This window comes from Pseudomonas sp. SK, assembly GCF_012975065.1.
GTDB lineage: Bacteria > Pseudomonadota > Gammaproteobacteria > Pseudomonadales > Pseudomonadaceae > Aquipseudomonas > Aquipseudomonas anuradhapurensis.
The window spans coordinates 1783607-1809320 of the sequence record NZ_CP051857.1 but is presented as its reverse complement, the minus strand read 5'-3'; the positions used below and the strand labels follow the sequence as shown (position 1 = coordinate 1809320).

Below are 25714 nucleotides of genomic sequence, written 5' to 3'. Positions count from 1 at the left end.
CGATGAGCCTGCAACTGAGTTTTGCCCAAGCCAGCGCCACCGGGCCGCGCGAGGAAAACCAGGATGCCCTGCGCCTGGTCACCCCGGCGCCAGAGCTGGCCGCCAGCAAGGGCTACCTGTTCGCCCTCGCCGACGGCGTCAGCCAATGCGCCGATGGTGGCCTGGCGGCACGCGCCAGCCTGCAGGCGCTGGCCCTGGACTACTACGCCACCCCCGCGACCTGGAGCGTGGCCCAGGCTCTCGACCGCCTGCTGCTGGCGCAGAATCGCTGGCTGCGTGCCCAAGGCAGCGGCCAGCCGTTGCTGACCACCCTCAGCGCACTGGTATTGCGTGGCCGGCGCTTTACCCTGGCCCACGTCGGCGATTGCCGGGTGTACCGCTGGCACGCCGGGCGCCTGCAGTGCCTGAGCGAAGACCACGTGTGGGACCAGCCCGGCATGCAACATGTGCTCAAGCGTGCGCTGGGCCTGGACCAGCACCTGCTGGTGGATTACCTGGAAGGCGAGCTGCAGGCCGGTGAATGCTTCCTGCTGCTCAGCGATGGGGTCTGGGCCAGCCTGGGCGACCAGCACATCCAGGCGGTGTTGCGCGAGCAACCCGACCTGCAACTGGCCGTCGATACCCTGGTTGCCAGCGCGCACCTCAACGGCAGCCAGGACAACGCCAGTGCCTTGCTGGTGCAGGTCGAGCAGCTGGGCACGGCCAACCTCGGCGACACCCTGGCCCAACTGCAGCAATGGCCGCTCCCTGGCCCGCTGCGCGAGGGCCAGGCAATCGATGGCTGGCAGGCCGAAAAGCTGCTCGCCCACAGCCGCCAGTCGCTGCTGTACCGGGTACGCGATGGCCACGGCCAGCCCTGGCTGCTCAAGACCCTGCCCGCCGCGCGCGAGCAGGCGCCCGGCGCGGCGCAAGGCCTGCTGCTGGAAGAGTGGTTCCTGCGCCGGGTCGCCGGCCGCCACTTCCCCGAGCTGCACCCGGCCAGCCAACGCCAGCACCTGTACTACGTGATGCGCGAATACCCCGGCCAGAGCCTGGCGGCGCTGCTCGCCGAGCACGGCCCACTGCCCCTGTCGCAGTGGCTGGAGCTGGCCCGGCAACTGCTGCAGGCAGTCGGCGTGCTGCACCGGCGCAACCTGCTGCACCGCGACATCAAGCCGGAGAACCTGCACCTGGGCAGCGACGGTCAGCTACGCCTGTTGGACTTCGGCCTGGCCTACTGCCCGGGGCTGTCCGAAGACGCGCTGCACGAGCTGCCGGGCACGCCCTCGTACATTGCCCCGGAAGCGTTCGATGGCCAACCGCCGAGCCCACGCCAGGACCTGTATGCCGTAGGCGTTACGCTGTACCACCTGCTGACCGGGCATTACCCGTACGGCGAGGTCGAGGCCTTCCAGCGCCCGCGCTTCGGCCAGCCGGTCAGCGCCGCGCGCTATCGCCCCGACCTGCCGGAATGGCTGCAGCACAACCTGCAGCAGGCGGTCGCGGCCGACCCGGCGCAACGTTTCGAAACCGCCGAACACTGGTTGCTGCTGCTCGAGCGCGGCGACCGCCAGGAACTGCCCGACCGGCCACGCCCACTGCTGGAGCGCGAGCCACTGAAGGTGTGGCGCACCCTGGCCCTGCTGTCCTTGCTGTTCAACCTGATCTTGCTGCTCACCCTGCTCAAGGGCTGAATGCTCGACGCCAAAGAGGAAGTGCTGATGAATGCGAAAGTCTGGCTGGTCGGTGCCGGCCCTGGTGACCCTGAGTTGCTCACCCTCAAGGCCGTGCGCGCCCTGCGGCAGGCCGCCGTGGTGATGATCGACGACCTGGTCAACCCGGCAGTGCTGGAGCATTGCCCCCAGGCCCGGGTGATTGCCGTGGGCAAGCGCGGTGGCTGCCGCTCCACGCCGCAAGCGTTCATCCAGCGCCTGATGTTGCGCCATGCCCGGCAAGGGCGTTGCGTGGTACGCCTGAAAGGGGGCGACCCGTGCATTTTTGGCCGTGGTGGCGAAGAGGCGCTGTGGCTGCAGGGGCATGGCATCGAGGTGGAAGTGGTCAACGGCATCACCGCCGGCCTGGCCGGCGCCACGCAGTGTGGCATTTCCCTGACCTCACGGGGTGTGAGCCGGGGCGTGACGTTGGTCACGGCGCATACCCAGGACGACAGCGAACTGAACTGGGCGGCCTTGGCCCAGGGCGGAACCACGTTGGTGGTGTACATGGGCGTGGCACGACTGGAGCAGGTGCGCCAGGGGCTGCTGGACGGCGGCATGGCACCGGGAATGCCGGTGGCGATGATCGAGAATGCCTCGTTGCCACAACAGCGGGCATGCTGGAGCGATGTGCGCGGGATGGTGGAGGCTGCGCGGGGGTTTGGCTTGCGTAGCCCGGCGATATTGGTGATTGGCGAGGTGGTTGGAGAACAGGCGGTTCAGCCGCTGGTGGCAGCAGCCGGCTGAAACACGGTCCGTTGTAGGAGCGGCCTTGCGTCACGAAAGGGCTGCAAGGCAGCCCCAGCGACTTTTGCACCTGCGCGGAAATCCTGGGGCTGCTACGCAGCCCTTTCGCGACGCAAGGCCGCTCCTACAACGGACCGTGCGGACCGGCTTGGCGGTGGAAGGGCCGGCACCGGCAACACAAATTCCTGGCAAAGAAAAACCCGGCCGAGGCCGGGTTTTTCGTGAAGCTTCAAACCAATTACTTGGCCTGGGCTTCTACCTGAGCTTCAACGCGACGGTTGATAGCGCGGCCTTCTTCGGTGGCGTTGTCGGCAACCGGACGGGTTTCGCCGTAGCCTACCGAGTCAACACGGCTAGCTTCTACGCCGTACTGCTGGGTCAGGACCTGCTTGACAGCGTTGGCACGACGCTCGGACAGCTTCTGGTTGTAAGCGTCTGGGCCGACGGAGTCAGTGTGACCTTCCACGGTGGTGGTGGTCTGTGGGTACTGCTTCATGAAGTCAGCCAGGTTCTTGATGTCGCCGTAGCTGTTTGGCTTGACGACCGACTTGTCGAAGTCGAACTTGACGTCCAGCTCAACGCGAACGACTTCGGCAACAGCCGGGCAGCCATCAGCGTCAACGGTAACGTTGGCCGGGGTGTCCGGGCACTTGTCAACGTTGTCGCAAACGCCGTCGTTGTCGGAGTCGGAGCAGACTTCAGCAACAGGAGCCGGAGCAGCTTCAGCTTGCTTCGGGCTACCGCCGAAGTTCAGGCCAACGCCAACGCTCGGGGCCCACTCGGTGTCGCCCTGGTCGATGTTGTACTGAGCTTCAACGCCAGCACGGGCGTAGAACATGTCGGTGATGTACCACTTGGCGCCAGCGCCAACGTTGGCGAAGGTGGAGTGGTCACGACCGCCACGGCCGGTCTGGCCCAGCGACTGGTGCGAGAAACCAGCGGAAACGTACGGACGGATAGCGTCGTACGGGTTGTTGAAGTGGTAAACGGCGTCCAGGGCGGTGTTCGAGCCCTTGATGTTCTTGCCGTCTTCGCCACGAGCGTTGTGAACTTCGTCGTAGCCCAGACGCAGCTCAACGTCGTCGGTCAGGAAGTAACCGATCGAACCGCCGAACAGGTTGCCGTCGTTCTTGAAGTCGCGCTGGCTGTCGAAGAACTCTTTCTTGTAGAAGACTTCAGTTTCGACGGCGCCTTGGCCTTGCGCCATAGCGCCAATCGAAGTGGCGGCTACAAGCGAACCAATGGCCAAGCCCAAGGTGTTTTTCAATTTCATCCGTTAAATCCCCATCTGGTGATAGTTAAGCAGTCCCACCACAAACAAGGGGGACAACTCGACGGCAAGTCTAGCAGAACTCGCCGGTTCGTTAGAGATATTTGCACGCCCCTAAGTTTCATCAAGGCCGGCAAATTTCTCCCGAAGCTTGTCTAGCGCGCGCTTGTAGCGCATTTTCGTCGCGCTCAGGCCCATGTGCATGATGTCGGCAATTTCCTGAAATTCCAGCTCTGCGACAAAACGTAGCACCAGAATTTCCCGGTCAATCGGGTTCACATGCACCAGCCACTTGTCCAGCCCGCCTTTTTCTTCCGGCTTCGGCGCCTTTTCTTCGGACGCCTCTTCCACCGGGTCCAGGCTCAAGGCATCCATCAAGCGCCGCTTGCGGCGCTCCTTGCGGTACTGGGTAATGCATTCGTTGTAGGTGATGCTGTAGAGCCAGGTCTTGAACTTGGACTTGCCCTCGAAGTTCTTCAACCCGTAGAGCACTTTCAGCATGACCTCCTGACAGACATCGTCCGCGTCACGGTCGTTCCCCAGATAACGCGCACAGACGTTGAACAGGGTCCGTTGATAGCGCCGCATGAGCTCCTCATAGGCGCGGGTAACGTGGTACAGCTCCTCATGCGAACGCGCCACCAACTCTTCGTCGGTGAGCTCGCGGGGGTCATAGCGCATGGGCGGCGAATGAACTTTATTCAAAACGGATCTGGCCGACAGTCAGGTCAATGTCGCCGCGTGACCCCGTGGGTCGATTTTCGCGGCGGCATACATTAACAGCTTTTGTGCGGTTAGCGGCTATTGACTCGCTGTTCCAGCAACTCGCGGTTGGACAGCGACACCAGTTCGCCATCATCGGTCAGCAGCGTGGTCTTCACCGTACCGATCTCCTCGATCTGCCCTTCGACCTCGCCAATCCGCACCTGCTGGCCTACCTGGTACAGCTCGCGCACGTAGATGCCGGCCAGGATCTGCCCGGCAATTTCGCGGCTGCCAAGGCCCATCGCCAGCGCAACGGCCAGACCAACGGTAATCAGCCCGATCACGATCACATGGTTCAGCAGGTCGGTTTTCACCTCCAGCTGGCTGATGGCCACCGAGATGCTGATGATGATCACCAGGCCCTGGGTGATACGCCCCAGGCCTGCCGAGTATTCCAGGCCAATGCCTTCGGCAGCGCCACGCACCAGGCCGTTGGCGACCTGGGCCAGGAGCACGCCGGCGAGCAGCACCAGGGCCGCGCCGAATACCTTCGGCAGGTACAGGGCGAGCATGTCGAGGGTCGCCGAGACCCGCTCCAGGCCCAGCGACTCCGCCGCCGAGACCAGGAAAATGAGCAGCACGAACCAGTACACCACCTTGCCGATCAGGGTCGAGATCGGCACCTGGATGCCGACCCGGCCGAGCATCTTGGTCAGCCCGGTGCCGGCCATCAGGCGGTCCAGGCCGAACTTGGCCAGCAGTTTGGACAACAGCGTGTCGAGCAGCTTGGCCACCACGAAACCGAGCAGCACCACGACCAGCGCGCCGAACAGGTTGGGGATGAAGTTCGCTACCTTGGTCCAAAGGGCGGTCATGGCAGTGACCAGGCTCTGGGTCCAGAGATCGAGTTCCATATTCAATCGGCCTTATCTGCTTTGCTGCCATTGGCAGCGTTGCGGGAAGAATGTCGGCGCACCGGCGCAACATGCGCCGCGCCATTGTTCACGGCGATCAGCAGCGCCTGGCTCCAGCGGCCAAGCAGGCTGAACAGATCACCGGCGCCAACCTGGCGGTTGGCGGTTTTCAGCACGCGACCCAGGCAGGCGGCGTCATCCCGGTCGTCCCGGTCATTGCCGGAGGGTGACGCCTTGAGCAGGTCACGCAGGGATTCTTCAAACGGATCGTGCATGGGCACCTCGCGCAGTGTCAGTCAGAGACGAGACGGCCGGGCGATGGGTCACACATCGCAGTGGGACGGATGTTTCAAAATGAGTGCTGCCTGCCTGCGCCGGCCCTGGCGCCGGCAGGCCCGCCCGCACAGCGATGGCACCAGGCTGGAAACCTGTGGCATCGCTGTGCGAGCTGGTTTGGCGGTAACAGGGCCCGGACAGGTCAATCAACATCTATACCCACCGCAAGCGGCGGAACAGCCACCACTGCCCCACCGCCAGCCCCAGCACCACAATGCAGGCGAACAGGAAGCCATAGGGGTTTTCCGCACCTGGAATGCCGCCGACATTGATGCCCAGCAGCCCGGTGATGAAGCTCATGGGCAGGAAGATGCAGGTGATGATGCCGAAACGGTACATGGTCCGGTTCATCCGCTCGCTGCGCCGGCGGTCCTGGCTTTCCAGTACCAGCGCGGCACGTTCGCGGGCCAGCTCCAGCTCTTCGAGGTAGCGGATCAGGCTGTTGTTCAGTTCGTTCCAGTAATCGGCATCGGCATTGGCGAACCAGCTCCATTTGCTGCGCGACAGCTGGGCGTAGATTTCCCGCTGCGGGGCAAGAAAACGGCGCAGGCTGGCAGCGCGCCGGCGGATCTGCTGCAGGCAACCGTTTTCGGGTGTATACCGTTCGTCGGATTCGACCTTTTCTTCCTCCAGGTCGACCTGTTCGGACAGGTCGCTGACCAGGCCCTGGACCTTTTCTGTCAGCAGTTCGCCCATCAGCAGCAACAGTTCGGAGGCCGATTTCGGCCCCCGGCCCTCTTCGAGCTGCTGGAGAATCTCGTCACTGGCACGCAAGGGCCGCAGGCGCAGCGAGATGACCCGCTGCGCCTCAGCGAAGATGCGCACCGAGACCATGTCTTCAGGCTCGGCACCGGGGTTGAGGTTGACCCCACGCAGGAACAGCAACAGCTGCTCCTGCGCCAGGGGCAGCAGGCGCGGGCGGGTGTTTTCTTCCAACAGCAGCTCGCAGGCGAACTCGCTCAGCCCGCTGTCGTGCAGCAGCCAGGTGCGGGTTTGCGGATGGCTGCGGTCCCAGTGCAGCCACAGGCTCTGCTCGGGTTGCAGCTGCAGGTCGTCCAGTTCGGTACGGGCAATCGAGCGCGCGCCGCCTTTGCCATCGAGCACCAGGGCATGGACCAGCCCCCACTGCGCGTTGTCTTCCTCGAACATCAAAGCTCCATCAGCGCGGCTGGCGCATTACGCCGGCATTTCCAGCGGGCTTGGCGAGACCAGCACGCCGTTGTTGTCGGCATACACATACTCACCCGGGCGGAAGGTCACCCCGGCGAAGGTCACCGGCACATTGAGGTCGCCGATGCCGCGCTTGTCGGTCTTCATCGGGTGGCTGGCCAGGGCCTGCACGCCGACATCGGTCTGGATCAGCACATCGACGTCACGCACGCAGCCATAGATCACCAGGCCTTCCCAGCCGTTCCTGGCGGCCTTCTCGGCGAGCATGTCGCCAAGCAGTGCACGGCGTAGCGAGCCACCGCCATCGACTACCAGGACCTTGCCCTTGCCATCGAGCTCGACCTGCTCCTTGACCAGCGAGTTGTCCTCGAAGCACTTGATGGTGACGATCTGGCCACCGAAGGAATCGCGGCCACCGAAATTGCTGAACATCGGTTCCAGCACCTGCACCAGGTCCGGGTAGGCGTCACACAGGTCGGGCGTTACGTAATGCTGCATGGGAAACTCCTGTCAGTCACAACGAAAGCGGTTATCGGCCAAGGCTACACCCTGGAGACCGTCGCAGTCATCCAGGACTGAGCAGTCAGCCGAATCAACCAGCAGGTACAGGCTGCACCGCCACCGTGGAGGCATGCACCGGCAGCAACGGGTCACGCAACCAGCGCTCCACCAGCGGCCACACCTGCACCTGTGCGGCCTTGCTCACCAGCATGTCGACATGCCCGAAGGCCTCGAAGCCTTCCTCGCGCCCCAGCCGCAGAAACTGCTTGCGTTCCCCGCCCAACTGCTCGAACAGTTTGCGGCAGGCCCATACCGGGTCCTGGAAGTCGCCTGCGCCGGCCACTGCCAGCAGCGGCACATCCACCTCGGCAAGCCCGGCCCACCAGTCGTTGTGCTTGTCGCCAAAGCGCCCGAACAGGCCATGCCAGCGCATGCTCTCCAGGGCCAGGCCAATCGGCTCGTCCTCCGGCCCACGCTTGAAACGCGGCCCGGAGATCTGCCCCCAGCGCTTAAGCAACAGCTTCGCGCCCCAGGTCAGCGGCGGGACCTTCAACGGCCAGTACACACGGCTGACCTGGGTGCCGAACAAGGCCACGCTGGCCACCTGCCCGGCCTCCAGGAAGCCACCGCCAAGGGCGGCCACCAGGGTCGTGCCGCCCAGCGAATGACCGACCCAATGTGGCGCCTGGCCCGACTGCTCGCGCACGAACGCCGCAATCAGCGGCAGGTCATCACGGGCATAGGCAGCGACGTTGTTGTGCTTCCACTCGCGGTTGCGCGGCGACAGGCCGTGGCCGCGCATTTCCGGGATCCACACATCGAAGCCGGCGCGGGCGAGAAAGGCCCCCAGGCCGACGCCCTTGGGCGAGTACCAGAAGCGACGGTTGGAAAAACTGCCGTGTAGAAGGATGACCGGTGCGCCCTGGGCCTGCCCCTGGTCGGCCAACCCCAGGCGGGTCACCGCCAACTCGACGCTGGGGTCGGGGCCGTTGCCGGCCTTGATCCGATACACGTCTTCGCTGAGGTCGCCGCGGCGTTCGGCACTGAGCAGGGCCACGGGGAATAGAGTGCTGCTGCTTTGCATAATTTTGCTTGGTGCATAAAAAAGGGCGGGATCCATTGCTGGAACTCGCCCTGGAAAAACCAGGCGGGGGTACGCCAGACGTCCCCCCGCGTTCTACTGCGTCAGACCTCGCCCTGGCCCTCGGCCAGGTAGAACCAGGTTTCGAGTACCGAATCCGGGTTCAGCGACACGCTGTCGATGCCCTGCTCCATCAGCCACTTGGCCAGGTCCGGGTGGTCCGAGGGGCCCTGGCCGCAGATGCCAATGTACTTGCCAGCCTTGTTGCACGCGGCAATGGCGTTGGCCAGCAGCTTTTTCACCGCAGGGTTACGCTCGTCGAACAGGTGGGCGATGATGCCCGAGTCGCGATCCAGGCCCAGGGTCAGCTGGGTCAGGTCGTTGGAACCGATCGAGAAGCCGTCGAAGTACTCGAGGAATTCTTCGGCGAGGATGGCGTTGGACGGCAGTTCGCACATCATGATCACGCGCAGGCCGTTGTCGCCGCGGGCCAGGCCGTTTTCGGCGAGCAGGTCGACGACCTGGCTGGCTTCGCCCAAGGTGCGCACGAACGGCACCATGATCTCGACGTTGGTCAGGCCCATCTCGTTGCGCACACGCTTCAGCGCACGGCACTCGAGCTCGAAGCAGTCGCGGAACGACTCGCTGATGTAGCGCGAGGCACCGCGGAAGCCCAGCATCGGGTTCTCTTCTTCCGGCTCGTACAGCTTGCCGCCGATCAGGTTGGCGTACTCGTTGGACTTGAAGTCCGACAGGCGCACGATGACCTTTTTCGGGTAGAAGGCTGCCGCCAGGGTGCTGATACCCTCGACCAGCTTCTCGACATAGAAGCCGACCGGGTCGTTGTAACCGGCGATGCGCTTGTCGACGCTGTCTTTCAGGTCGGCAGGCAGGCCGGCGTAGTTCAGCAGCGCCTTGGGGTGCACGCCGATCATGCGGTTGATGATGAATTCCAGGCGCGCCAGGCCGACACCGGCGTTGGGCAGCTGGGCGAAGTCGAAGGCACGGTCCGGGTTGCCGACGTTCATCATGATCTTGAACGGCAGGTCGGGCATGGCATCGACCGAGTTCTGCTTGACGTCGAAGCCCAGCTCGCCCTCGAAGATGAAGCCGGTGTCGCCTTCGGCACAGGATACGGTCACGCCCTGGCCGTCTTTCAGCACCTGGGTGGCGTTGCCGCAACCGACCACGGCCGGGATGCCCAGCTCACGCGCGATGATCGCCGCGTGGCAAGTGCGCCCGCCGCGGTTGGTGACGATGGCGCTGGCGCGCTTCATCACCGGCTCCCAGTCCGGGTCGGTCATGTCGGAAACCAGCACGTCGCCCGGCTGGACCTTGTCCATTTCCGAGACGTCGTGGATCACCCGGACCTTGCCGGCGCCGATGCGCTGGCCGATGGCGCGGCCTTCGACCAGGACGGTGCCCTTTTCCTTCAGCAGGTAGCGTTCCATGACATTGGCGCTGGAGCGGCTTTTCACCGTTTCAGGGCGGGCCTGGACGATATACAGCTTGCCGTCGTCACCGTCTTTGGCCCACTCGATGTCCATCGGGCGCTGGTAGTGCTGCTCGATGATCATCGCCTGCTTGGCCAGCTCGCTGACTTCGGCATCGGTCAGGCAGAAGCGCGCGCGTTCGGCACGGTCCACTTCCACGGTCTTGACCGAACGGCCGGCCTTGGCTTCGTCGCCATAGACCATCTTGATCGCCTTGCTGCCCAGGTTGCGGCGCAGGATCGCCGGGCGACCGGCCTGCAAGGTGCTCTTGTGCACATAGAATTCGTCAGGGTTGACCGCACCCTGCACCACGGTTTCGCCGAGGCCGTAGGCGCCGGTGATGAACACCACGTCGCGGAAGCCCGACTCGGTGTCGAGGGTGAACATGACGCCGGCGGTGCCGGTTTCCGAGCGGACCATGCGCTGCACGCCGGCCGACAGGGCGACCAGCTTGTGGTCGAAGCCCTGGTGCACGCGGTAGGCGATGGCGCGGTCGTTGAACAGCGAGGCGAACACTTCCTTGGCCGCGCGGATCACGTTGTCGACGCCACGGATGTTGAGGAAGGTTTCCTGCTGGCCGGCGAACGAGGCGTCCGGCAGGTCTTCGGCGGTGGCCGAGGAACGCACGGCCACGGCCATGTTGTCGTTGCCGGCGGCCATGGCGGCGAAGGCCGCGCGGATCTCGCTGTCAAGGCGCGGCGGGAAGTCGGCTTCCATGACCCACTGGCGAATCTGCGCGCCGGTCTTGGTCAGGGCATTGATGTCATCCACGTCCAGTGCGTCGAGCGCCGCATGGATACGGTCGTTGAGACCACTCTGTTCGAGAAAATCGCGGTACGCCTGCGCCGTAGTGGCAAAGCCGCCCGGCACCGATACACCAGCACCTGCGAGGTTGCTGATCATCTCGCCCAGGGATGCGTTCTTGCCCCCCACATGCTCCACATCATGGACGCCGAGCTTATCGAGGGAAACTACGTACTCTACCAAGGTGATCTCTCCACTAACTGTGTTGGAAAAGCTCAAGGGCGCCCGCCTGCCTTCATTGACTTGGCCGGGCGCTTGTGGCCTGTACATGGAAAATAAGTGAGAATGCCGACAGCCGCATTCGGCAAACCGAACTTATCATATCCAAGAAACGTCATCAGCTTAAGGCCCAGATCGCAAATGAAACGAACCGCGTTCTTCATCTCCGACGGCACCGGCATCACTGCGGAAACCCTGGGCCAGAGTCTGCTCGCTCAATTCGAGAGCATTCCTTTCAATAAATTCACTCGTCCCTACATCGATTCGCCGGACAAGGCACGCAGCATGGTCCAGCAGATCAATGCCGCGGCCGAGCGTGACGGTGTCCGCCCGATCATCTTCGACACCATCGTCAATCAGGACATCCGTGAAATCCTGGCGACCTCGAACGGCTTCATGATCGACATCTTTTCTTCGTTTTTGTCCCCGCTCGAACAGGAATTGACGGCCCATTCGTCGTATTCCGTCGGTAAATCGCACTCGATTGGCGGCAATTCCAACTACATGGAGCGCATCGAGGCGGTCAACTTCGCCCTCGACAACGACGATGGCGCGCGCACCCATTACTACGACAAGGCTGACCTGATCCTGGTCGGCGTGTCGCGCTGCGGCAAGACCCCGACCTGCCTGTACATGGCCATGCAGTTCGGCATCCGGGCGGCCAACTACCCGCTGACCGAAGACGACATGGAGCGCCTGCAACTGCCGGCGGTGCTGAAAAAACACCACAACAAGCTGTTCGGCCTGACCATCGACCCCGACCGCCTCACCGCCATCCGCCACGAGCGCAAACCCAACAGCCGTTATTCGAGCTTTGCCCAGTGCGAGTTCGAAGTGCGCGAAGTAGAGAGCCTGTTCCGTCGGGAGAACATTCCACATATCAATTCCACGCATTTCTCGGTGGAAGAGATTTCGGCCAAGATCCTGGTCGAGAAAGGTGTGGAGCGCAGGTTCAAGTAGGGCGAAGGGCTCGCCACAAGATTTTTATCGCCAGTAAGACCGAGCGCCGCCCACGCGGCGCATCGCGGATAAATCCGCTCCTACATTTGTTGCAACGTGGCCATGCCTGTGAGGCCATGGTTGTCAGCCGGTTTGCACGGCTCAAGACATGCGTCAAGGCAGGCAACCATGGCCTGACAGGTTCGGCACGTTGCAACAAATGTAGGAGCGGATTTATCCGCGATGCGCCGCGCGGGCGGCGCTCGATTTGCGCACCCCACAAAATCCGCGCCAGGCACCTATGAAAAGCCCCGACATCGCTGCCGGGGCTTTGTTTTAACGCACTACCAGACTCAGGACGGCACCACCGTCGCCTGCCCGCTCATGGCCAGGTCGACCAGCTCGCGGTTGGCCACCGCGTACATCGCATAGTCGGTACCGGTGGCGTTGCGCAGGTCGTCGAGCATGGCGCGCCAGCGCTCCACCATCACCCGGTGCTGCTCGGCCCACAGCGCCACACGGGCGTCCATGTCTTCCGGCCCGTCGGCCATCTGCAGTACCGAGATGGTGATCGCCCGCTGCTGCAGGTCGATGTCGTCGCGGAAGGCTTCGCGGGCCAGCGCCTGCCAGTTGTTCTCCACCGGCAGGTTGCTGATCTCCTGCAGGTACCAGGTCAGGTCCAGCGCGCTGCCCACGGCGAAGAACGCCTTGGCCACCTGCGCCGGGTCATGCCCGGTAACGTCAGCCGCCTCGATGATCGGCAGCAGGGTGTACAGGTGGCTGGTACCGGCCACCATGCGCGCCAGCAGCTCCGGCACCCCAGCCTCGACGAAGCCCTGGTAACGCACCATCCAGCGCTCGCGGGTCGGCCCTTCGAGCAGCTCGTCGAGCTTGAGCCCCAGCTGCGCGATCTTCGGCCCGAAGTGCGCGGCGTCGCGCCCGGCGTCCTGCTCGTTGCGGCGGCTGCGCAGGAACCAGCGGGTAGCCCGGCGGCCCAGGCGCATCAGCTCGTCCATCAGGGTCAGCTGGACTTCCGCCGGCACCTGGTAGTCGAGCGCCTCGATCTGGCGGAACCAGTGCGGCAAGTGGAAGATGTCGCGCACGATCACATAGGCACCGGCCACGTTGGCCGGGCTCATGCCGGTCGACTCCTTCAGGCGCTGGACGAAGGTGATGCCCATGTTGTTGACCAGGTCGTTGGCGATCTGGGTGCTGACGATCTCGCGCTTCAGGCGGTGGCGGCGCATGGACTCGGCGAACTTGCTGACCAGCGACGGCGGGAAGGCGGTTTCCATGTCGCGGGTCAGGTAGTCGTCGTCCGGCACCAGCGACTTGAGCAGTTGCTCCTTGAGGTCGATCTTGCTGTACGAGATCAATACCGACAACTCGGCGCGGGTCAGGCCCTGGCCAGCGGCCAAGCGTTCGGCCAGCTGCTCTTCGGACGGCAGGAACTCGATGGCGCGGTCCAGCTTGCCACGGGCTTCGAGGTCTGCCATCAGGCGCTTGTATTCGGCAATCCGCTCGCGGGCGCGGCGGGCTGCCAGCGACAGCGCCTGGGTCTGCTTGTAGTTGTTGCCCAGCACCAGGCCGGCCACTTCGTCGGTCATGCTGCCCAGCAGCTGGTTGCGCTGCTTCTCGGTCATGTCGCCACCCTGCACCACTTCATTGAGCAGGATCTTGATGTTGACCTCGTGGTCGGAGCAGTCCACGCCGCCGGCGTTGTCGATGAAGTCGGTGTTGGTGGCACCGCCGTTGAGGCCGAACTCGACCCGGCCGAGCTGGGTCATGCCCAGGTTGCCGCCCTCGCCCACCACCTTGCAGCGCAGTTCGTTGCCGTTGACCCGCAGCGCATCGTTGGCCTTGTCGCCGACATCGGCGTGGCTTTCCGTGCTGGCCTTGACGTAGGTACCGATGCCGCCGTTCCACAGCAAGTCCACCGGCGCCTTGAGCAGTGCATTGAGCAGCTCGGTCGGGGTCAGGCGGTCGGCTTCGATGGCGAAGCGCTCTTTCATCTGCGGGCTGATGGCGATGCTCTTGGCACTGCGCGGGAAGATCCCGCCGCCTTCGGACATGATGCTGGTGTCGTAGTCGCTCCAGGCCGACCGCGGCAGGTCGAACAGGCGCTTGCGCTCGGCAAAGCTGGAGGCCGGCTCCGGGTTCGGGTCGATGAAGATGTGCAGGTGGTTGAAGGCAGCCACCAGCTGCAGCTTGTCGGACATCAGCAGGCCGTTGCCGAACACGTCACCAGCCATGTCGCCGATGCCGATCACGGTGATCGGGTCTTCCTGCACATTGATGCCGCGCTCGCGGAAGTGGCGCTGCACGCCGACCCAGGCGCCGCGTGCGGTAATGCCCATCTTCTTGTGGTCGTAACCGGCCGAACCGCCCGAGGCGAAGGCGTCACCCAGCCAGAAGCCGTAGTCGATGGCAATGCCGTTGGCGATGTCGGAGAAAGTCGCGGTGCCCTTGTCGGCCGCCACCACCAGGTACGGGTCGTCATCATCGTGGCGCACCACGTTGGCCGGCGGCACCACGCCACCGTCCTTGAGGTTGTCGGTGATGTCGAGCAGGCCGGAAATGAAGATGCGGTAGCACGCCACGCCTTCGGCAGCGATCTCGTCGCGGCTGCCACCCAGCGGCAGGCGGCGCGGCAGGAAGCCGCCCTTGGCACCGACCGGCACGATCACCGAGTTCTTCACCTGCTGGGCTTTCACCAGGCCCAGCACCTCGGTGCGGAAGTCTTCCTCGCGGTCCGACCAGCGCAGGCCGCCGCGGGCCACGTTGCCAAAGCGCAGGTGCACGCCCTCGACCCGTGGCGAGTAGACGAAGATCTCGAACTTGGGCACCGGCTTGGGCAGCTCGGGGATCAGCTTGGGGTTGAACTTGAAGCTGAAGTACGACTTGTTCTGGCCGTTGGCATCCGGCTGGTAGAAGTTGGTGCGCAGGGTGGCCTTGATCAGGTCCAGGTAGCGGCGCAGGATGCGGTCTTCGTTGAGCACCTGCACATCGTCCAGCGCGGTCAGGATGGCCTGCTCCAGGCGCTGCTGCTTGTCGTCCAGGTCTTCCTGGGTGAGCTTGCGCGCCAGGTAGAAGCGGGTCTTGAACAACCGGGTCAGCTCGCGGGCGATGTCGGTGTGGTTGTTCAGGGTGCTGGCGATATAGCCCAGGTCGAAGCCCAGGCGGATCTGCTTCAGGTAGCGGGCGTAGGCGCGCAGCAGCGCCACGTCACGCCATGGCAGGCCGGCGGTCAGCACCAGGCGGTTGAAGGCGTCGTTCTCGGCATCGCCACGGACGATATGGATGAAGGCGTCCTGGAGGATGTCGTTGAGCTGTTGGATATCCAGGCTCAGGCCTTCGCTGTAGGTAAAGGCGAAGTCGTGGATCCAGTACTCACGGCCGCTGGCATGGCGCAGCCGGTAGGGGAACTCGCCGAGCACGCGCAGGCCGAGGTTCTCCAGGATCGGCAGCACATCGGACAACGCCAGCGGTGTATCGGCGTGGTACAGCTTGCAATGCAGGATGCGCTCGCCGACCTGGGTCAGCGGCTGGTAGAAGCTCATCGCCAGGGGCTTGCTTTCCGACAGGTTCAGCACGTGCTGCAGGTCGACCACCGCCGAGTGCGCGGCAAAGCGCTCGCGGTAGCCGGCCGGGAAACCTTTGGGGAAGTCGGCGAGAATGTTGGTGCCCTGGGCTTCGCCGAAGTTCTCGATCACCAGCGCGGAGTAGTCGTCGTGCCAGGAGCGGCAGGCCTGGATCACTTCGCGCTCCAGCTGCTGCGGGTCGATGTCGATGCGATTCTTCGGGTCTACCCGCAGGATCAGCTGCACGCGTGCCAGCACCGACTCGGAGAAGAAGGTCCAGAACTCGCAGTCGCTGGCCTTCAGGCGCTCCATCAGGACCTGCTGGATCTTCTGTCGCACTTCGGTGGAGTAGATTTCCCGCGGGACATAGGCCAGGCAGTAGCAGAAGCGACCGTACGGGTCCTTGCGCAGGAACACGCGGATCTTGTTGCGCTCCTGGATCTGCACGATCGACATGACGGTGCTGAACAGCTCGTCGACCGGTGTCTGGAACAGGTCGTCACGCGGCAGCACTTCCAGCACCTGGGCCAGTTCCTTGCCCAGGTGCGCCTTGGGATCGAAGCCCGAGCGGCGCTCGACTTCGTTGACCTTGACCCGGATATAGGGGATGGCATGCACGCTTTCGCCATACACCGACGAGGTGTACAGGCCCATGAAGCGGTGTTCCTTGATGACCTTGCCGTCGGCGTCCAGCTGGCGGATCGACACGTAGTCCGGGTAGGCCGGGCGGTGTACGCGGCTGGGCAGCGCGGCCTTGGCGAACGACAGCAGCAGTGGCTCGTTGAGGTAGGCCACGGCGTAGTCTTCGATGCGCAGCTCGTCGCTGGTCAGGCCCACGCGCAGGCGGCGCGGCAGGCCGAGGAACGACTGCTCGTCGTAGACCATCTGGCCGCCATCGGCGCCACCCTGGACGGTAAATTCTTCATAGCCGAGGAAGGTGAAGTGGTTGTCCAGCAGCCACTCGAGGAACGCCTTGACCTCGGCCTTCTCGTGCTGCGCCGGGGCAAAGGCGGTCTGTTCCACCTCCGCCACCACCTGGCGCAGCTTGGCCTTCATCGGTTCGAAGTCGGCCACCACCACGCGCACCTCGGCCAGCACCTGCTCGATCTCGCGGGCCAGCACGGTCAGCTCGGCGGCATTGGCGCAACGGTCGATTTCCAGGTACATCAGCGATTCATGGCGCACGCCCTCGCCCTGGGTACCCTTGGGCAGCAGTTCGAGCAATTCGCCCTTGGCGCCACGGCGCACGCTGAGCACGGTGGTCTGCAGGGTGTGGATGCTGTAGCCACGGCGGTTGAGTTCGGTACGCACCGAGTCGACCAGGAACGGCAGGTCGTGGTGCAGCACCTCGACCACCGAGTGGGTCGACTGCCAGCCATTGCGTTCGTAATCGGGGTTGTACACCCGCACCTGCGGGTACTCGGGGTCGAAACGTTCGATGATACGCCAGGCTGAAAGGGTGCAGCCGGCCAGGTCGGAAAGCCTGCGCTGGGTGAGTTCGTCCAGAGAGATGATGCCGAAGAACTGCTCGGCGAACAGCGCCACTTGTGGCAGGGACTGTTCGCTGATGTGCTGCGCCAGGGCCGCTTGCAGTTGATGCTGGAAGTCGGCTTTGCTGGCTGCGGTGAAGAACGCCATCTGTGGTACTCCGCTTGGGCTTTGTAATAGTTGAAGCGTCGCTGCGTGCGCCATGTACGGATCAACGATAGCCAACCCGTGGCAAGGCGGACGGTAAAACCAGGCGTTGAACGTGCGCAGGCACGCCCAGGGCTCGCCGAAGCTTACCGACTGATCGGTCATTCAGGCTTGCAGCGCTGCGACAATTTCGGTCAAGGGGCGGTAACTTTACGTTTATGCCTGCTGACAAGACTGTCAGAATTCCCTTCCGTTTCCCTTGATCCGAGCCTTGTCCATGCAAATCAATACTGCCCTGCTGTTCGCCACCCCTTGCGATGACGAGGAAGACAACATGGCGACCCTGTGCTGTCACAGCGACAAGGGCCAGATGTTCCTGCTGACCCGCTACCCGGACGAAGACACCGTCGACCTGACCCTGGACGACGAACCGTCGACGCTGGATGGGTTGAAAGTGACCTTGAGCGCCAAGCGCCTGCTGATCGAAGTGGCGGCCGGCGACCGCGATGCGCTGAAGGGGGATGAAACGCTGGAGATCAACCTGACCAGCGAGCTGAGCGACCTGGATGAGGTGAAGCAGACCCTGGAGAACATCCTGGCCGGGACCGGCACCTTGGTCTGCGAGCTTTGAGCCACCAGGCAGGCACCGTGGTGGATGGCACCGGCTTTGCCGGTGTTCGCGGCTAAAGCCGCTCCCACAGCGACCGCGTGAGGCCCGAACCTGCGCGATCCCTGTGGGAGCGGCTTTAGCCGCGAAGCAGGCGCCGCACAGGCTCGGCGGGCGCTACATCAAGGCCGCCTGCATTTCCTGCGCCTGCACCCGCAACGCCTCACAGAACGGCTCCACCGCCGCCGACGCTGGCCGGTGGTCCGGGCGTATCAACATCACCTGGTACGGCACCGAAACCCGCAACCGGCGGATCGGCAAGCCACCCTGCGCCGCCTCCAGCCCGCTCAGCGGGTTGATGATCGCCACCCCGAGGCCTTGCCTGACCATGGCGCACACCGAGGCGGCACTGGTGGTCTCGATGACCGTGCGGCGGTTGACCCCCGCCGCCCGGAAGTGCTGGTCCAGGCGCTGCCGGTAGGTATCCAGGCTGGCCAGGTTGATGAAGTCGACCTCGTGGAAATCGCTCAGCTCCAGCTCGGTCTTGGCCTGCAGCGGGTGCCCCTCGGGCAGCACGCAGACCATGTTGGCGCTGAACAACAATTCGCCGTAGGCGCCGCGTGGTATCTGCTCGACCTCGGTCAGGCCCAGGTCATGCTGCTGGGCGACCAGCGACTCCTCCAGCAACGGTGACTCCTGCGCCAGGATGCTCACGCTCACGCCCCGGTGCTGCTGATGAAAGCGCTGGCACGCCTTGGGCAACAAGGTCTGGGAAAACAGCGGCAAGCACGTGATGGCCAGCCGGCCTTGCTCGAAATTGCGAATGGCCTGGGCAAAGCGCTCGATCCGCTCCAGCCCGAGGTAGGCGCGCTCCACCTCCTCGATCAACAGCAACGCCTGGGCCGTGGCCACCAGGCGCCCAGCCTCGCGCTCGAACAGGTTCAGCCCAGTCACCTGCTCCAACCGCGCCAGTTCACGGCTGACGGTGGGCTGCGAGGTGAACAGCAGGCGCGCTGCACCGGTGACACTGCCAGCGGCCATGATGGCGCGGAACACTTCGATATGACGAACAGAGAGTTTCACGGCAGTCCCAGGAAAGTGGCGGAGGGTATATCAGATATGAATGACCAACAGAAAAATAGCTATTTTTCTGAATTTCCACTTTGGCTCATCCTCGAACCCTTCCTTATATGAGTAGCGCCACCATGACCGCACCCTTCCCCCTCCTGGCCGAGGCGGCCCGCCAGCACGGCACGCCGCTGTGGGCCTACGACGCCAGCACCATCGCCGCACGGGTCGAACAACTGAAAGTGTTCGACACCGTGCGCTTCGCGCAGAAGGCCAACCCCAACCTGCACGTGCTGCGGCTGATGCGCGCCCACGGCCTGGTACTGGACGCGGTATCGCTGGGCGAGATGGAGCGGGCCTTCGCTGCCGGTGCGAGCGTGGATGGCGACCCCGCCGGCGTGGTCCTGACCTGCGATGCGCTGGACCGGCCGACCCTGGAGCGGGTGGTGGCGTCGAAGATCGAGGTCAACGCCGGCTCCATCGACATGCTGCGCCAGCTGGGGGAACGCTCCCCCGGCCACCGCGTGTGGCTGCGCATCAACCCCGGTTTCGGCCATGGCCACAGCCGCAAGACCAACACGGGTGGCGAGAACAGCAAGCACGGCATCTGGCACGAGCAGCTGGACGAGGCGCTGGCCTGCGTCAAGGCTCACGGCCTGCACCTGGTGGGTGTGCACATGCACATCGGCTCCGGGGTGGACTACCAGCACCTGGAGCAGGTGGCCAGGGCGATGATCGAGCTGGTTGGCCGGCTGGGCGTGGACATCGAAGCGTTCTCCATCGGCGGCGGGCTTTCCACCCCGTATCGCAGCAGCGACACGCCGGTCGACCTGCAGCGCTACGCCCGCACCTGGGCCGTGGCGCGCCAGGAAATCGAAGCCATGCTGGGCCATCCGGTACGCATGGAGATCGAGCCCGGGCGCTTCCTGGTGGCGGAATCGGGCTACCTGGTGGCCGAAGTACGGGCCGTGAAGCAGGCCGGCCGCAATACCTTCGTCATGATCGACGCCGGCTTCAACGACCTGATGCGCCCGGCCATGTATGGCGCCTACCACCGCATGACCCTGCTCGACGCCAATGGCCAGCCGGTGGACCGCCCACGCCAGCCAACCGTGGTCGCCGGGCCGCTGTGCGAGTCGGGTGACGTGTTTACCCAGGATGACCAGGAACTGACCCCGCACGACCTGCCCCAGGCACAGGTGGGCGACCTGCTGGTGATCCACGACGCCGGCGCTTACGGGGCATCGATGTCGTCGAACTACAACAGCCGGCCACTGTTGCCGGAATTGCTCATCGAGGAAGGCGCGTTGCGGATGATCCGCCGCCGGCAGACCGTGCAGGACTTGCTGAACCTGGAGTGACAGGCAGCGTAACCTGCAGCGTCGGGGGGCTCTGTTAAACTGCCCCTCTTTCATTTTGCCGACAGGGCAAGGCATGAACCCGACGCGCTATGCCCGTGTGGCAAAGGACCTGATGCAAGGCATCACCAGCGGCCGTTACCCGGTGGGCAGCCTGCTGCCCACCGAGCTCGAACTGTGCGACCTGTACGATGTCAGCCGGCATACGGTGCGCGCGGCCATCGACCAATTGCTCGACCAGGGGCTGGTGTCGCGCCGCAAGCGCGTGGGCACCCGGGTCGAGGCCAGCCGCCCGCGTGGCGGCTTTTGCCAGGCACTGGCCAGCGTGGCGGAGCTGGTGCAACTCGGGCAAAACCAGCAGCGGCAAATACAGGACGTGCGCCAATTCGTCGCCGACCTGAGCGAGGCCGAGCGGTTGGGTCTGGTACCGGGTGAGCACTATCTCTGCGTGTCGAGCATCCGTGTCGACCGCGTGCACGATAGCTTGCCGCAGTGCTGGAGCGAGGTTTACCTCCCGCGGGACTACGCCGAGGTCATCGAACTGGCCCGCGAACACCCCGACCAAGTGATTGCAGGACTGATCGAGCAACGCTACGGCCGGGCCATCGCGCTGGTCGAGCAGCAGGTGCGGGGAGTCTTGCTGACTGCGCCGATCGCCCAGGCGCTGAAGGCCGAGGCGGGTTCACCTGGGCTGCGGATCATCCGCCACTACCGTGAGGAAAACGGCGACCTGATGGCGGTATCCGAGACCGTGCATCCGGGCGACCGCTTTACCCTGGTGACCCAACTGCGTCGGGATCGTCCAGCGGGTTGAACCCATCATCGCGGTGCTCTCGAAGCAATACGCACCAGTTTCTGCAGGTTAAGTCGAGGCCAACAGGCATGGCAGTAGAAAGCACACGAATGCTAACGGTAGGGGAAGTGGCCAGGCGCAGCGGCGTGGCCGTGTCTGCGCTGCATTTCTACGAAACCAAGGGGTTGATTGCCAGCACCCGAACGGCAGGCAACCAGCGCCGCTATCCCGCGCTGGTGCTGCGAACATTGGCGATCATCAAGGTGGCGCAGCGCACCGGCATTCCCTTGGAAGAAATCAGGCAGGCGTTCAGCCGCTATCCGCCGAACAGCAAGCTGACGGCGGCGCAATGGGGGGAAATGTCCACCGCCTGGCGCGAAGACCTGAATGCGCGCATCCGTACGCTGGAGGCGTTGCGCGACAGCCTGGACAATTGCATTGGTTGCGGCTGCCTGTCGCTGGAGGAGTGCCCGCTGCGCAACCCTGAGGATGTGTTGGGCAAGCAAGGCACCGGTGGGCGGATCCTGGAGCGCAAGGCCCGATAAGGCATGCGCCCCCACAAGGCGCGCCCTGAAACAGGCAGCGCGGTGGATGGCACCGGCTGTGCCGGTGATCGCGGATAAATCCGCTCCTACCAGGTGCAGCCTCAACCTGAAGCCGTTCACCTTGTAGGAGCGGATTCATCCGCGATGCAGGCGACGCGGTTCGCGGCCGAAGCCCGGCCCCCTTACCAGATGGCGATATCGTAGGTCAGATAAAGGCGATTACTGTCGCGCCCCCGAGCAAAATCCGAACGGTAGACATAATTGCGCAACTTCACCCCCAGGCCTTTCAACGGCCCGGCCTGCACTACATAGGCAAGCTCGGCGTCACGCTCCCACTCCTTGATCCCCTCGCTACCGGAGCGGCCATTGTCGCCACTCAGGTAGCGCGTCATGAAGGTCAGCCCAGGCACACCAGCGGCGGCAAAGTTGTAGGCGTAGCTGGCCATCCAGGTCTTCTCCTCTTCCTCGATGAACTTGCCGATACCGACGTTGCTGAACGAATACACCGTCGCACCACTGATATACGGCAACCCCGCGTCGCCATCGAGCACCTGGTAGCCCGCACCAATGGTATGGCCGGAATGGGCATAGGCCAGTTGCCCGCTGAACATGTCGTTGTCGATGGCGCCGCCATAGGCCGCCCCGCTGTCGCGGCTCTTGAAATAGCGCAGGTCGGTAGTCAGCACCCCACCGGCCAACGGCAGGTCGTGGACCAACCCGGCGAAATCCTGGCGATAGAAATGTTCGAGCTGGCCGTGGTAGTAGCTCAGGCGCAGCTGCTTGTTAACCGCATAATCGGCACCGGCAAAGTTGAAGTCACCCGACCTGTCGCCGCCATAGCCATCCAGGTAAAGGCCGGTGCTGTCGGAAGAGTCACGCTGCTTGAAGCGGTCCAGGTGGCCAGCCGTCAAGGCCAACCCGTCAATGTCGGTGCTGCTGAGCTGCGTGCCCTGGTAGGTCTGCGGCAACAGCCGCGCATCGTTGTATACCAGCAGCGGCATCTTCGGCAGCAAGGTGCCGTGCTTGACCACGGTCTGGCCCAGGCGCGCCTTGGCCGTCACCCCGGCGCTGGCGAACTCGTCCGCAGCACGGCCGTCGTCGTGTACCGGCAGCAGCCCGGTGCCACTGCGCCCACGACCGGAATCGAGGCGTACGCCCCACAGGCCAAGGGCATCCAGCCCCACGCCCAGGGTGCCGTTGGTAAAGCCCGACTGGTAGTCGAGCAAAAAGCCCTGCGCCCACTCTACCCGCTCGCTCTTGGCATTGGCCGCGGCGCGCGCGCTCATGCCCTGCTCGTCACGGAAATTCTCGTTGAAATAGACATTGCGCAATTGCAGCTTGAGCTTGCTGTCATCGACGAAACCAGCGGCGCCGGCAACAGGCAGCCAGCCGCACAGCAGGCCACAGGTGGCCCCACGGAACACAGCTCGGGACATGATCGGTACTCTGTTGTTGTTTTCAGAATGAGTAGTGGCGGGCGCCTGGCAGCGCCCGGTAACGCTTAGACGAAGAAGGACAAGGCCCCGGTGAGCAATGCCAGTGCGGTGATCACCAGCGAGGTGAGCACCGCCCATTTCACCGTGGCTTTCTGGAAGTCGCCGATATCCCGGTCGACCATGCCCACCAGTAGCAGGGTCGACGCCACCAGTGGGCTCATCAGGTGCACCGGCTGGCCCAGCACCGAGGCGCGGGCGATTTCCACCGGGTCGATGCCATAGGCCGCCGCGGCATTGGCCAGGATCGGCACTACGCCGAAGTAGTAGGCGTCGTTGGACAGCACGAAGGTCAGCGGCATGCTGGTCAGCGCCACCACCAGCGGGAACCAGTGGCTCCAGGCTTCAGGGATCCAGTCCACCAGGGTTTGCGCCAGCGCATCGACCATCTTGGTGCCAGAGAAAATACCGGCGAAGATGCCCGCGGCGAACACCAGCAGCACCACGGTCATCGCATTGCCCGAGTGAGCGAGGATACGTTCCTTCTGCAGCTCCAGCTGCGGGTAGTTGATCATCAGCGCGGCGACGAAACCGATCATGAACAGGATGGCGGCGTGCATCAGCCCCAGCACCAGCGCGGTCATCACGGCAATCACCAGCACCAGGTTCACATAGGCAAGGCGCGGGCGCTTGTGCGGGCTATCGCCGAGGATTTCCTTGATGTAGCAGTTGCCACCACCGGACTCCAGCGCGATGTTGCCGATACGCCGGCGTTCGGCGCGGCCCAGCAGGAAGGCGGTGAACACCACCCACGCGGCGCCACCAATCACGGTGGGCAACATCGGGATGAAGTATTCGCTGGCATCCAGCCCCAGCGCGGCAATGGCACGCGTGGCCGGGCCGCCCCAGGGGCTCATGCCGCTCATGATGCTCAGCGACAACATCGACACGGTGGCCAGGATCATCGGGTTCATGCCAATGCGCTTGTACAGCGGCAGCATGGCGGCACAGGTGATCATGTAGGTGGTGGTGCCATCACCGTCCAGCGCCACCAGCAGCGACAGCAGTGCGGTGCCGATGGCGATCTTGACCGGGTCGCCGTTCACCCGCTTGAGGATCTTGCGGATCAGCGGGTCGAACAGCCCGGCGTCGATCATCAGGCCGAAAAACAGGATGGCGAACAGCAGCAATGCAGCAGACGGTGCAACCATTTTCAGCCCGTCGAGCATCATCTTGCCCAGCTCGGGGGCAAAGCCGCCGATCAGGGCGAAGACGATCGGCACGACGGTCAGTGCAACGATCGGAGACAGGCGTTTACTCATGATCAGGTAGGTGAAGGTCACCACCATGATCAGGCCCAGAAGTGCGAGCATGGTTTGTTCTCTTGTTGTTATTTTTCCAGTGTGGCCGAGCGCAGCGCAGACGGCCCCCTACCCCACCCGGCAAAAGCGGGTGGGGGGATTGGTCGACAAGGGTTCAGGGCACCGCAGTTCAGCCGTGACGACGCGGCTCGGCAGTCCATTCAGGTGTTTGCACAACCGGGCCGGGCAGCGGTTCGCCGTTCAGGCGGCTGAGCAGGGTCTGGCGGTCGCAGGCGTTTTCCGACAGTGACACCACCACCGTTGCCACTGCGTTGCTGGCAAGGCTGGTCAGGGCACGGGCTTCCGACATGAAGCGGTCGATGCCGATCAGCAGGGCCAGGCCGGCGAGGGGGATATCGTGGATCACGGTCAGGGTCGAAGCCAGCGCCACGAAGCCGCTGCCGGTCACGCCTGCGGCGCCCTTGGACGACAGCAGCATGATCGCCAGCATGGTGACCACCTGGCCCAGGCTCAGGTCGATGTTGCAGGCCTGGGCGATGAACACTGCGGCCAGCGACAGGTAGATGGCGGTACCGTCCAGGTTGAACGAGTAGCCAGTGGGCAATACCAGGCCGACCACGCCCTTCTTGCAGCCCAGCTTCTCGAGTTTCTCGAGCATGCGTGGCAGCACCGGCTCGGTCGAGGACGTGCCCAGCACCACCAGGAATTCTTCGCGGAAGTAGCGCAGCAGCTTCCACAGGCTGAAGCCATGGGCACGGCAGATGCCGCCCAGCACGACCAGCACGAAGAACGCGCAGGCGATGTACAGCGTGCCCACCAGCTTGGCCAGCGAGCCGAGCGAGGTGATGCCGTACTGGCCGACGGTGAACGCCAGCGCACCAAAGGCACCGATCGGGGCAAACCGCATCAGGTAGCCGAAGATACGGAACACCATGGTCGAGGCCGACTCCAGCACATCCAGTACCGGCTTGCCCTTCTCGCCCATCGACGACAGGGCGAAACCGCTGAGCACGGCAATGAACAGCACCGGCAGCACTTCACCCTTATTGAAGGCACCGATGAAGGTGTCCGGGATGATGTGCATGAAGAAGTCCACCACGCTCAGCTTGGCCGCCGACGCGGTGTACTGGCTCAGGCCTGCGGTGCTCAGGGTGGCCGGGTCGATGTTCATGCCGACGCCGGGCTTGAACAGGTACACCGCCGCCAGGCCGATCACCAGGCTGACCACGGTCAGGCCCAGGAACAGCAGCAGGGTCTTGCTCATCAGGCGCCCCAGGGAGCGCTTGTCGGTCATGCCGGCGATGCCGGTGACGATGGTGCAGAACACCACCGGGGCGATCATCATCTTGATCAGCTTGATGAACGCATCACCCAGCGGCTTCAGGGCCACTGCCTGTTGCGCCCAGAAATGGCCGACCACCACGCCCAGCAGGACGGCGCAGAGGATCTGGAAGTACAGCGATTTGGCGAGTTTCATGTGGCATCACCCATTGTTGAAA

General features: G+C 64.0%; 20 protein-coding genes. 7 read left to right on the top strand and 13 right to left on the bottom strand.

Going from position 1 to position 25714, the window contains the following annotated elements; genetic code table 11:
• Positions 1–2: 2 nt before the first annotated feature.
• Both HG549_RS08310 and cobA read left to right on the top strand, forming a co-directional pair.
• Positions 3–1673: a bifunctional protein-serine/threonine kinase/phosphatase gene (locus tag HG549_RS08310; protein ID WP_170029050.1), complete on the top strand. Its 1671-nt coding sequence runs from the start codon at positions 3–5 to the stop codon at positions 1671–1673.
• Between the two features lie 27 nt (positions 1674–1700).
• Entirely contained in the window at positions 1701–2441 is a 741-nt protein-coding gene (gene cobA, locus HG549_RS08305) for a uroporphyrinogen-III C-methyltransferase (protein WP_170034098.1), read from the top strand.
• Positions 2442–2679: 238 nt separating this feature from the next.
• Here cobA and HG549_RS08300 read toward each other — a convergent pair whose 3' ends face one another.
• The 8 genes from HG549_RS08300 to ppsA form a co-directional block, all read right to left on the bottom strand.
• Entirely contained in the window at positions 2680–3714 is a 1035-nt protein-coding gene (locus HG549_RS08300) for an OmpA family protein (protein ID WP_170029049.1), read from the bottom strand.
• 111 nt (positions 3715–3825) lie between these two features.
• Positions 3826–4392, bottom strand: a complete 567-nt coding sequence (gene sigX, locus HG549_RS08295) for an RNA polymerase sigma factor SigX (RefSeq protein WP_033696348.1) — start codon at positions 4390–4392, stop codon at positions 3826–3828.
• Between the two features lie 113 nt (positions 4393–4505).
• Positions 4506–5330 (bottom strand): mechanosensitive ion channel domain-containing protein, encoded by an 825-nt coding sequence (locus tag HG549_RS08290; protein WP_170029048.1) that lies wholly within the window; start codon positions 5328–5330, stop codon positions 4506–4508.
• 2 nt (positions 5331–5332) lie between these two features.
• Entirely contained in the window at positions 5333–5605 is a 273-nt protein-coding gene (locus HG549_RS08285; protein WP_004376140.1) for a hypothetical protein, read from the bottom strand.
• Between the two features lie 214 nt (positions 5606–5819).
• Complete coding sequence (locus HG549_RS08280; RefSeq protein ID WP_170029047.1) at positions 5820–6815, bottom strand: zinc transporter ZntB; 996 nt, start codon at positions 6813–6815, stop codon at positions 5820–5822.
• 27 nt (positions 6816–6842) lie between these two features.
• Positions 6843–7334, bottom strand: a complete 492-nt coding sequence (gene rraA / locus HG549_RS08275; RefSeq protein ID WP_170029046.1) for a ribonuclease E activity regulator RraA — start codon at positions 7332–7334, stop codon at positions 6843–6845.
• Between the two features lie 94 nt (positions 7335–7428).
• On the bottom strand, positions 7429–8421 hold the full coding sequence (locus HG549_RS08270; protein WP_256666084.1) for an alpha/beta fold hydrolase: 993 nt from the start codon (positions 8419–8421) through the stop codon (positions 7429–7431).
• Positions 8422–8522: 101 nt separating this feature from the next.
• Positions 8523–10898: a phosphoenolpyruvate synthase gene (ppsA, locus tag HG549_RS08265; RefSeq protein WP_170029044.1), complete on the bottom strand. Its 2376-nt coding sequence runs from the start codon at positions 10896–10898 to the stop codon at positions 8523–8525.
• 177 nt (positions 10899–11075) lie between these two features.
• On the opposite strand from ppsA, the gene HG549_RS08260 reads away from it, so the two are divergent.
• On the top strand, positions 11076–11894 hold the full coding sequence (locus HG549_RS08260) for a pyruvate, water dikinase regulatory protein (protein ID WP_170029043.1): 819 nt from the start codon (positions 11076–11078) through the stop codon (positions 11892–11894).
• A 332-nt stretch (positions 11895–12226) separates the two neighbouring features.
• Here the strand turns inward: HG549_RS08260 and HG549_RS08255 are convergent, their stop codons facing one another.
• A complete protein-coding gene (locus HG549_RS08255; protein ID WP_170029042.1) occupies positions 12227–17092 on the bottom strand; it encodes an NAD-glutamate dehydrogenase in 4866 nt (1621 codons plus the stop codon).
• Between the two features lie 274 nt (positions 17093–17366).
• On the opposite strand from HG549_RS08255, the gene HG549_RS08250 reads away from it, so the two are divergent.
• Positions 17367–17720: a hypothetical protein gene (locus HG549_RS08250; protein WP_170029041.1), complete on the top strand. Its 354-nt coding sequence runs from the start codon at positions 17367–17369 to the stop codon at positions 17718–17720.
• A 153-nt stretch (positions 17721–17873) separates the two neighbouring features.
• On the opposite strand, the gene HG549_RS08245 is transcribed toward HG549_RS08250, so the two are convergent.
• Positions 17874–18779, bottom strand: coding sequence for a LysR family transcriptional regulator (locus HG549_RS08245; protein WP_170029040.1), 906 nt, complete (start codon positions 18777–18779; stop codon positions 17874–17876).
• Positions 18780–18901: 122 nt separating this feature from the next.
• On the opposite strand from HG549_RS08245, the gene lysA reads away from it, so the two are divergent.
• From lysA to soxR, 3 genes are all read left to right on the top strand, one after another.
• On the top strand, positions 18902–20125 hold the full coding sequence (lysA, locus tag HG549_RS08240; protein WP_170029039.1) for a diaminopimelate decarboxylase: 1224 nt from the start codon (positions 18902–18904) through the stop codon (positions 20123–20125).
• Positions 20126–20198: 73 nt separating this feature from the next.
• Positions 20199–20936: a GntR family transcriptional regulator gene (locus tag HG549_RS08235; protein ID WP_170029038.1), complete on the top strand. Its 738-nt coding sequence runs from the start codon at positions 20199–20201 to the stop codon at positions 20934–20936.
• A 68-nt stretch (positions 20937–21004) separates the two neighbouring features.
• A complete protein-coding gene (gene soxR / locus HG549_RS08230; RefSeq protein WP_170029037.1) occupies positions 21005–21460 on the top strand; it encodes a redox-sensitive transcriptional activator SoxR in 456 nt (151 codons plus the stop codon).
• Between the two features lie 182 nt (positions 21461–21642).
• Here soxR and HG549_RS08225 read toward each other — a convergent pair whose 3' ends face one another.
• The 3 genes from HG549_RS08225 to HG549_RS08215 form a co-directional block, all read right to left on the bottom strand.
• A complete protein-coding gene (locus HG549_RS08225; protein WP_170029036.1) occupies positions 21643–22896 on the bottom strand; it encodes an OprD family porin in 1254 nt (417 codons plus the stop codon).
• Positions 22897–22961: 65 nt separating this feature from the next.
• Positions 22962–24266: a CitMHS family transporter gene (locus HG549_RS08220; protein WP_170029035.1), complete on the bottom strand. Its 1305-nt coding sequence runs from the start codon at positions 24264–24266 to the stop codon at positions 22962–22964.
• A gap of 118 nt (positions 24267–24384) precedes the next feature.
• Positions 24385–25692, bottom strand: a complete 1308-nt coding sequence (locus tag HG549_RS08215) for a dicarboxylate/amino acid:cation symporter (protein ID WP_170029034.1) — start codon at positions 25690–25692, stop codon at positions 24385–24387.
• Between the last annotated feature and the right edge of the window lie 22 nt (positions 25693–25714).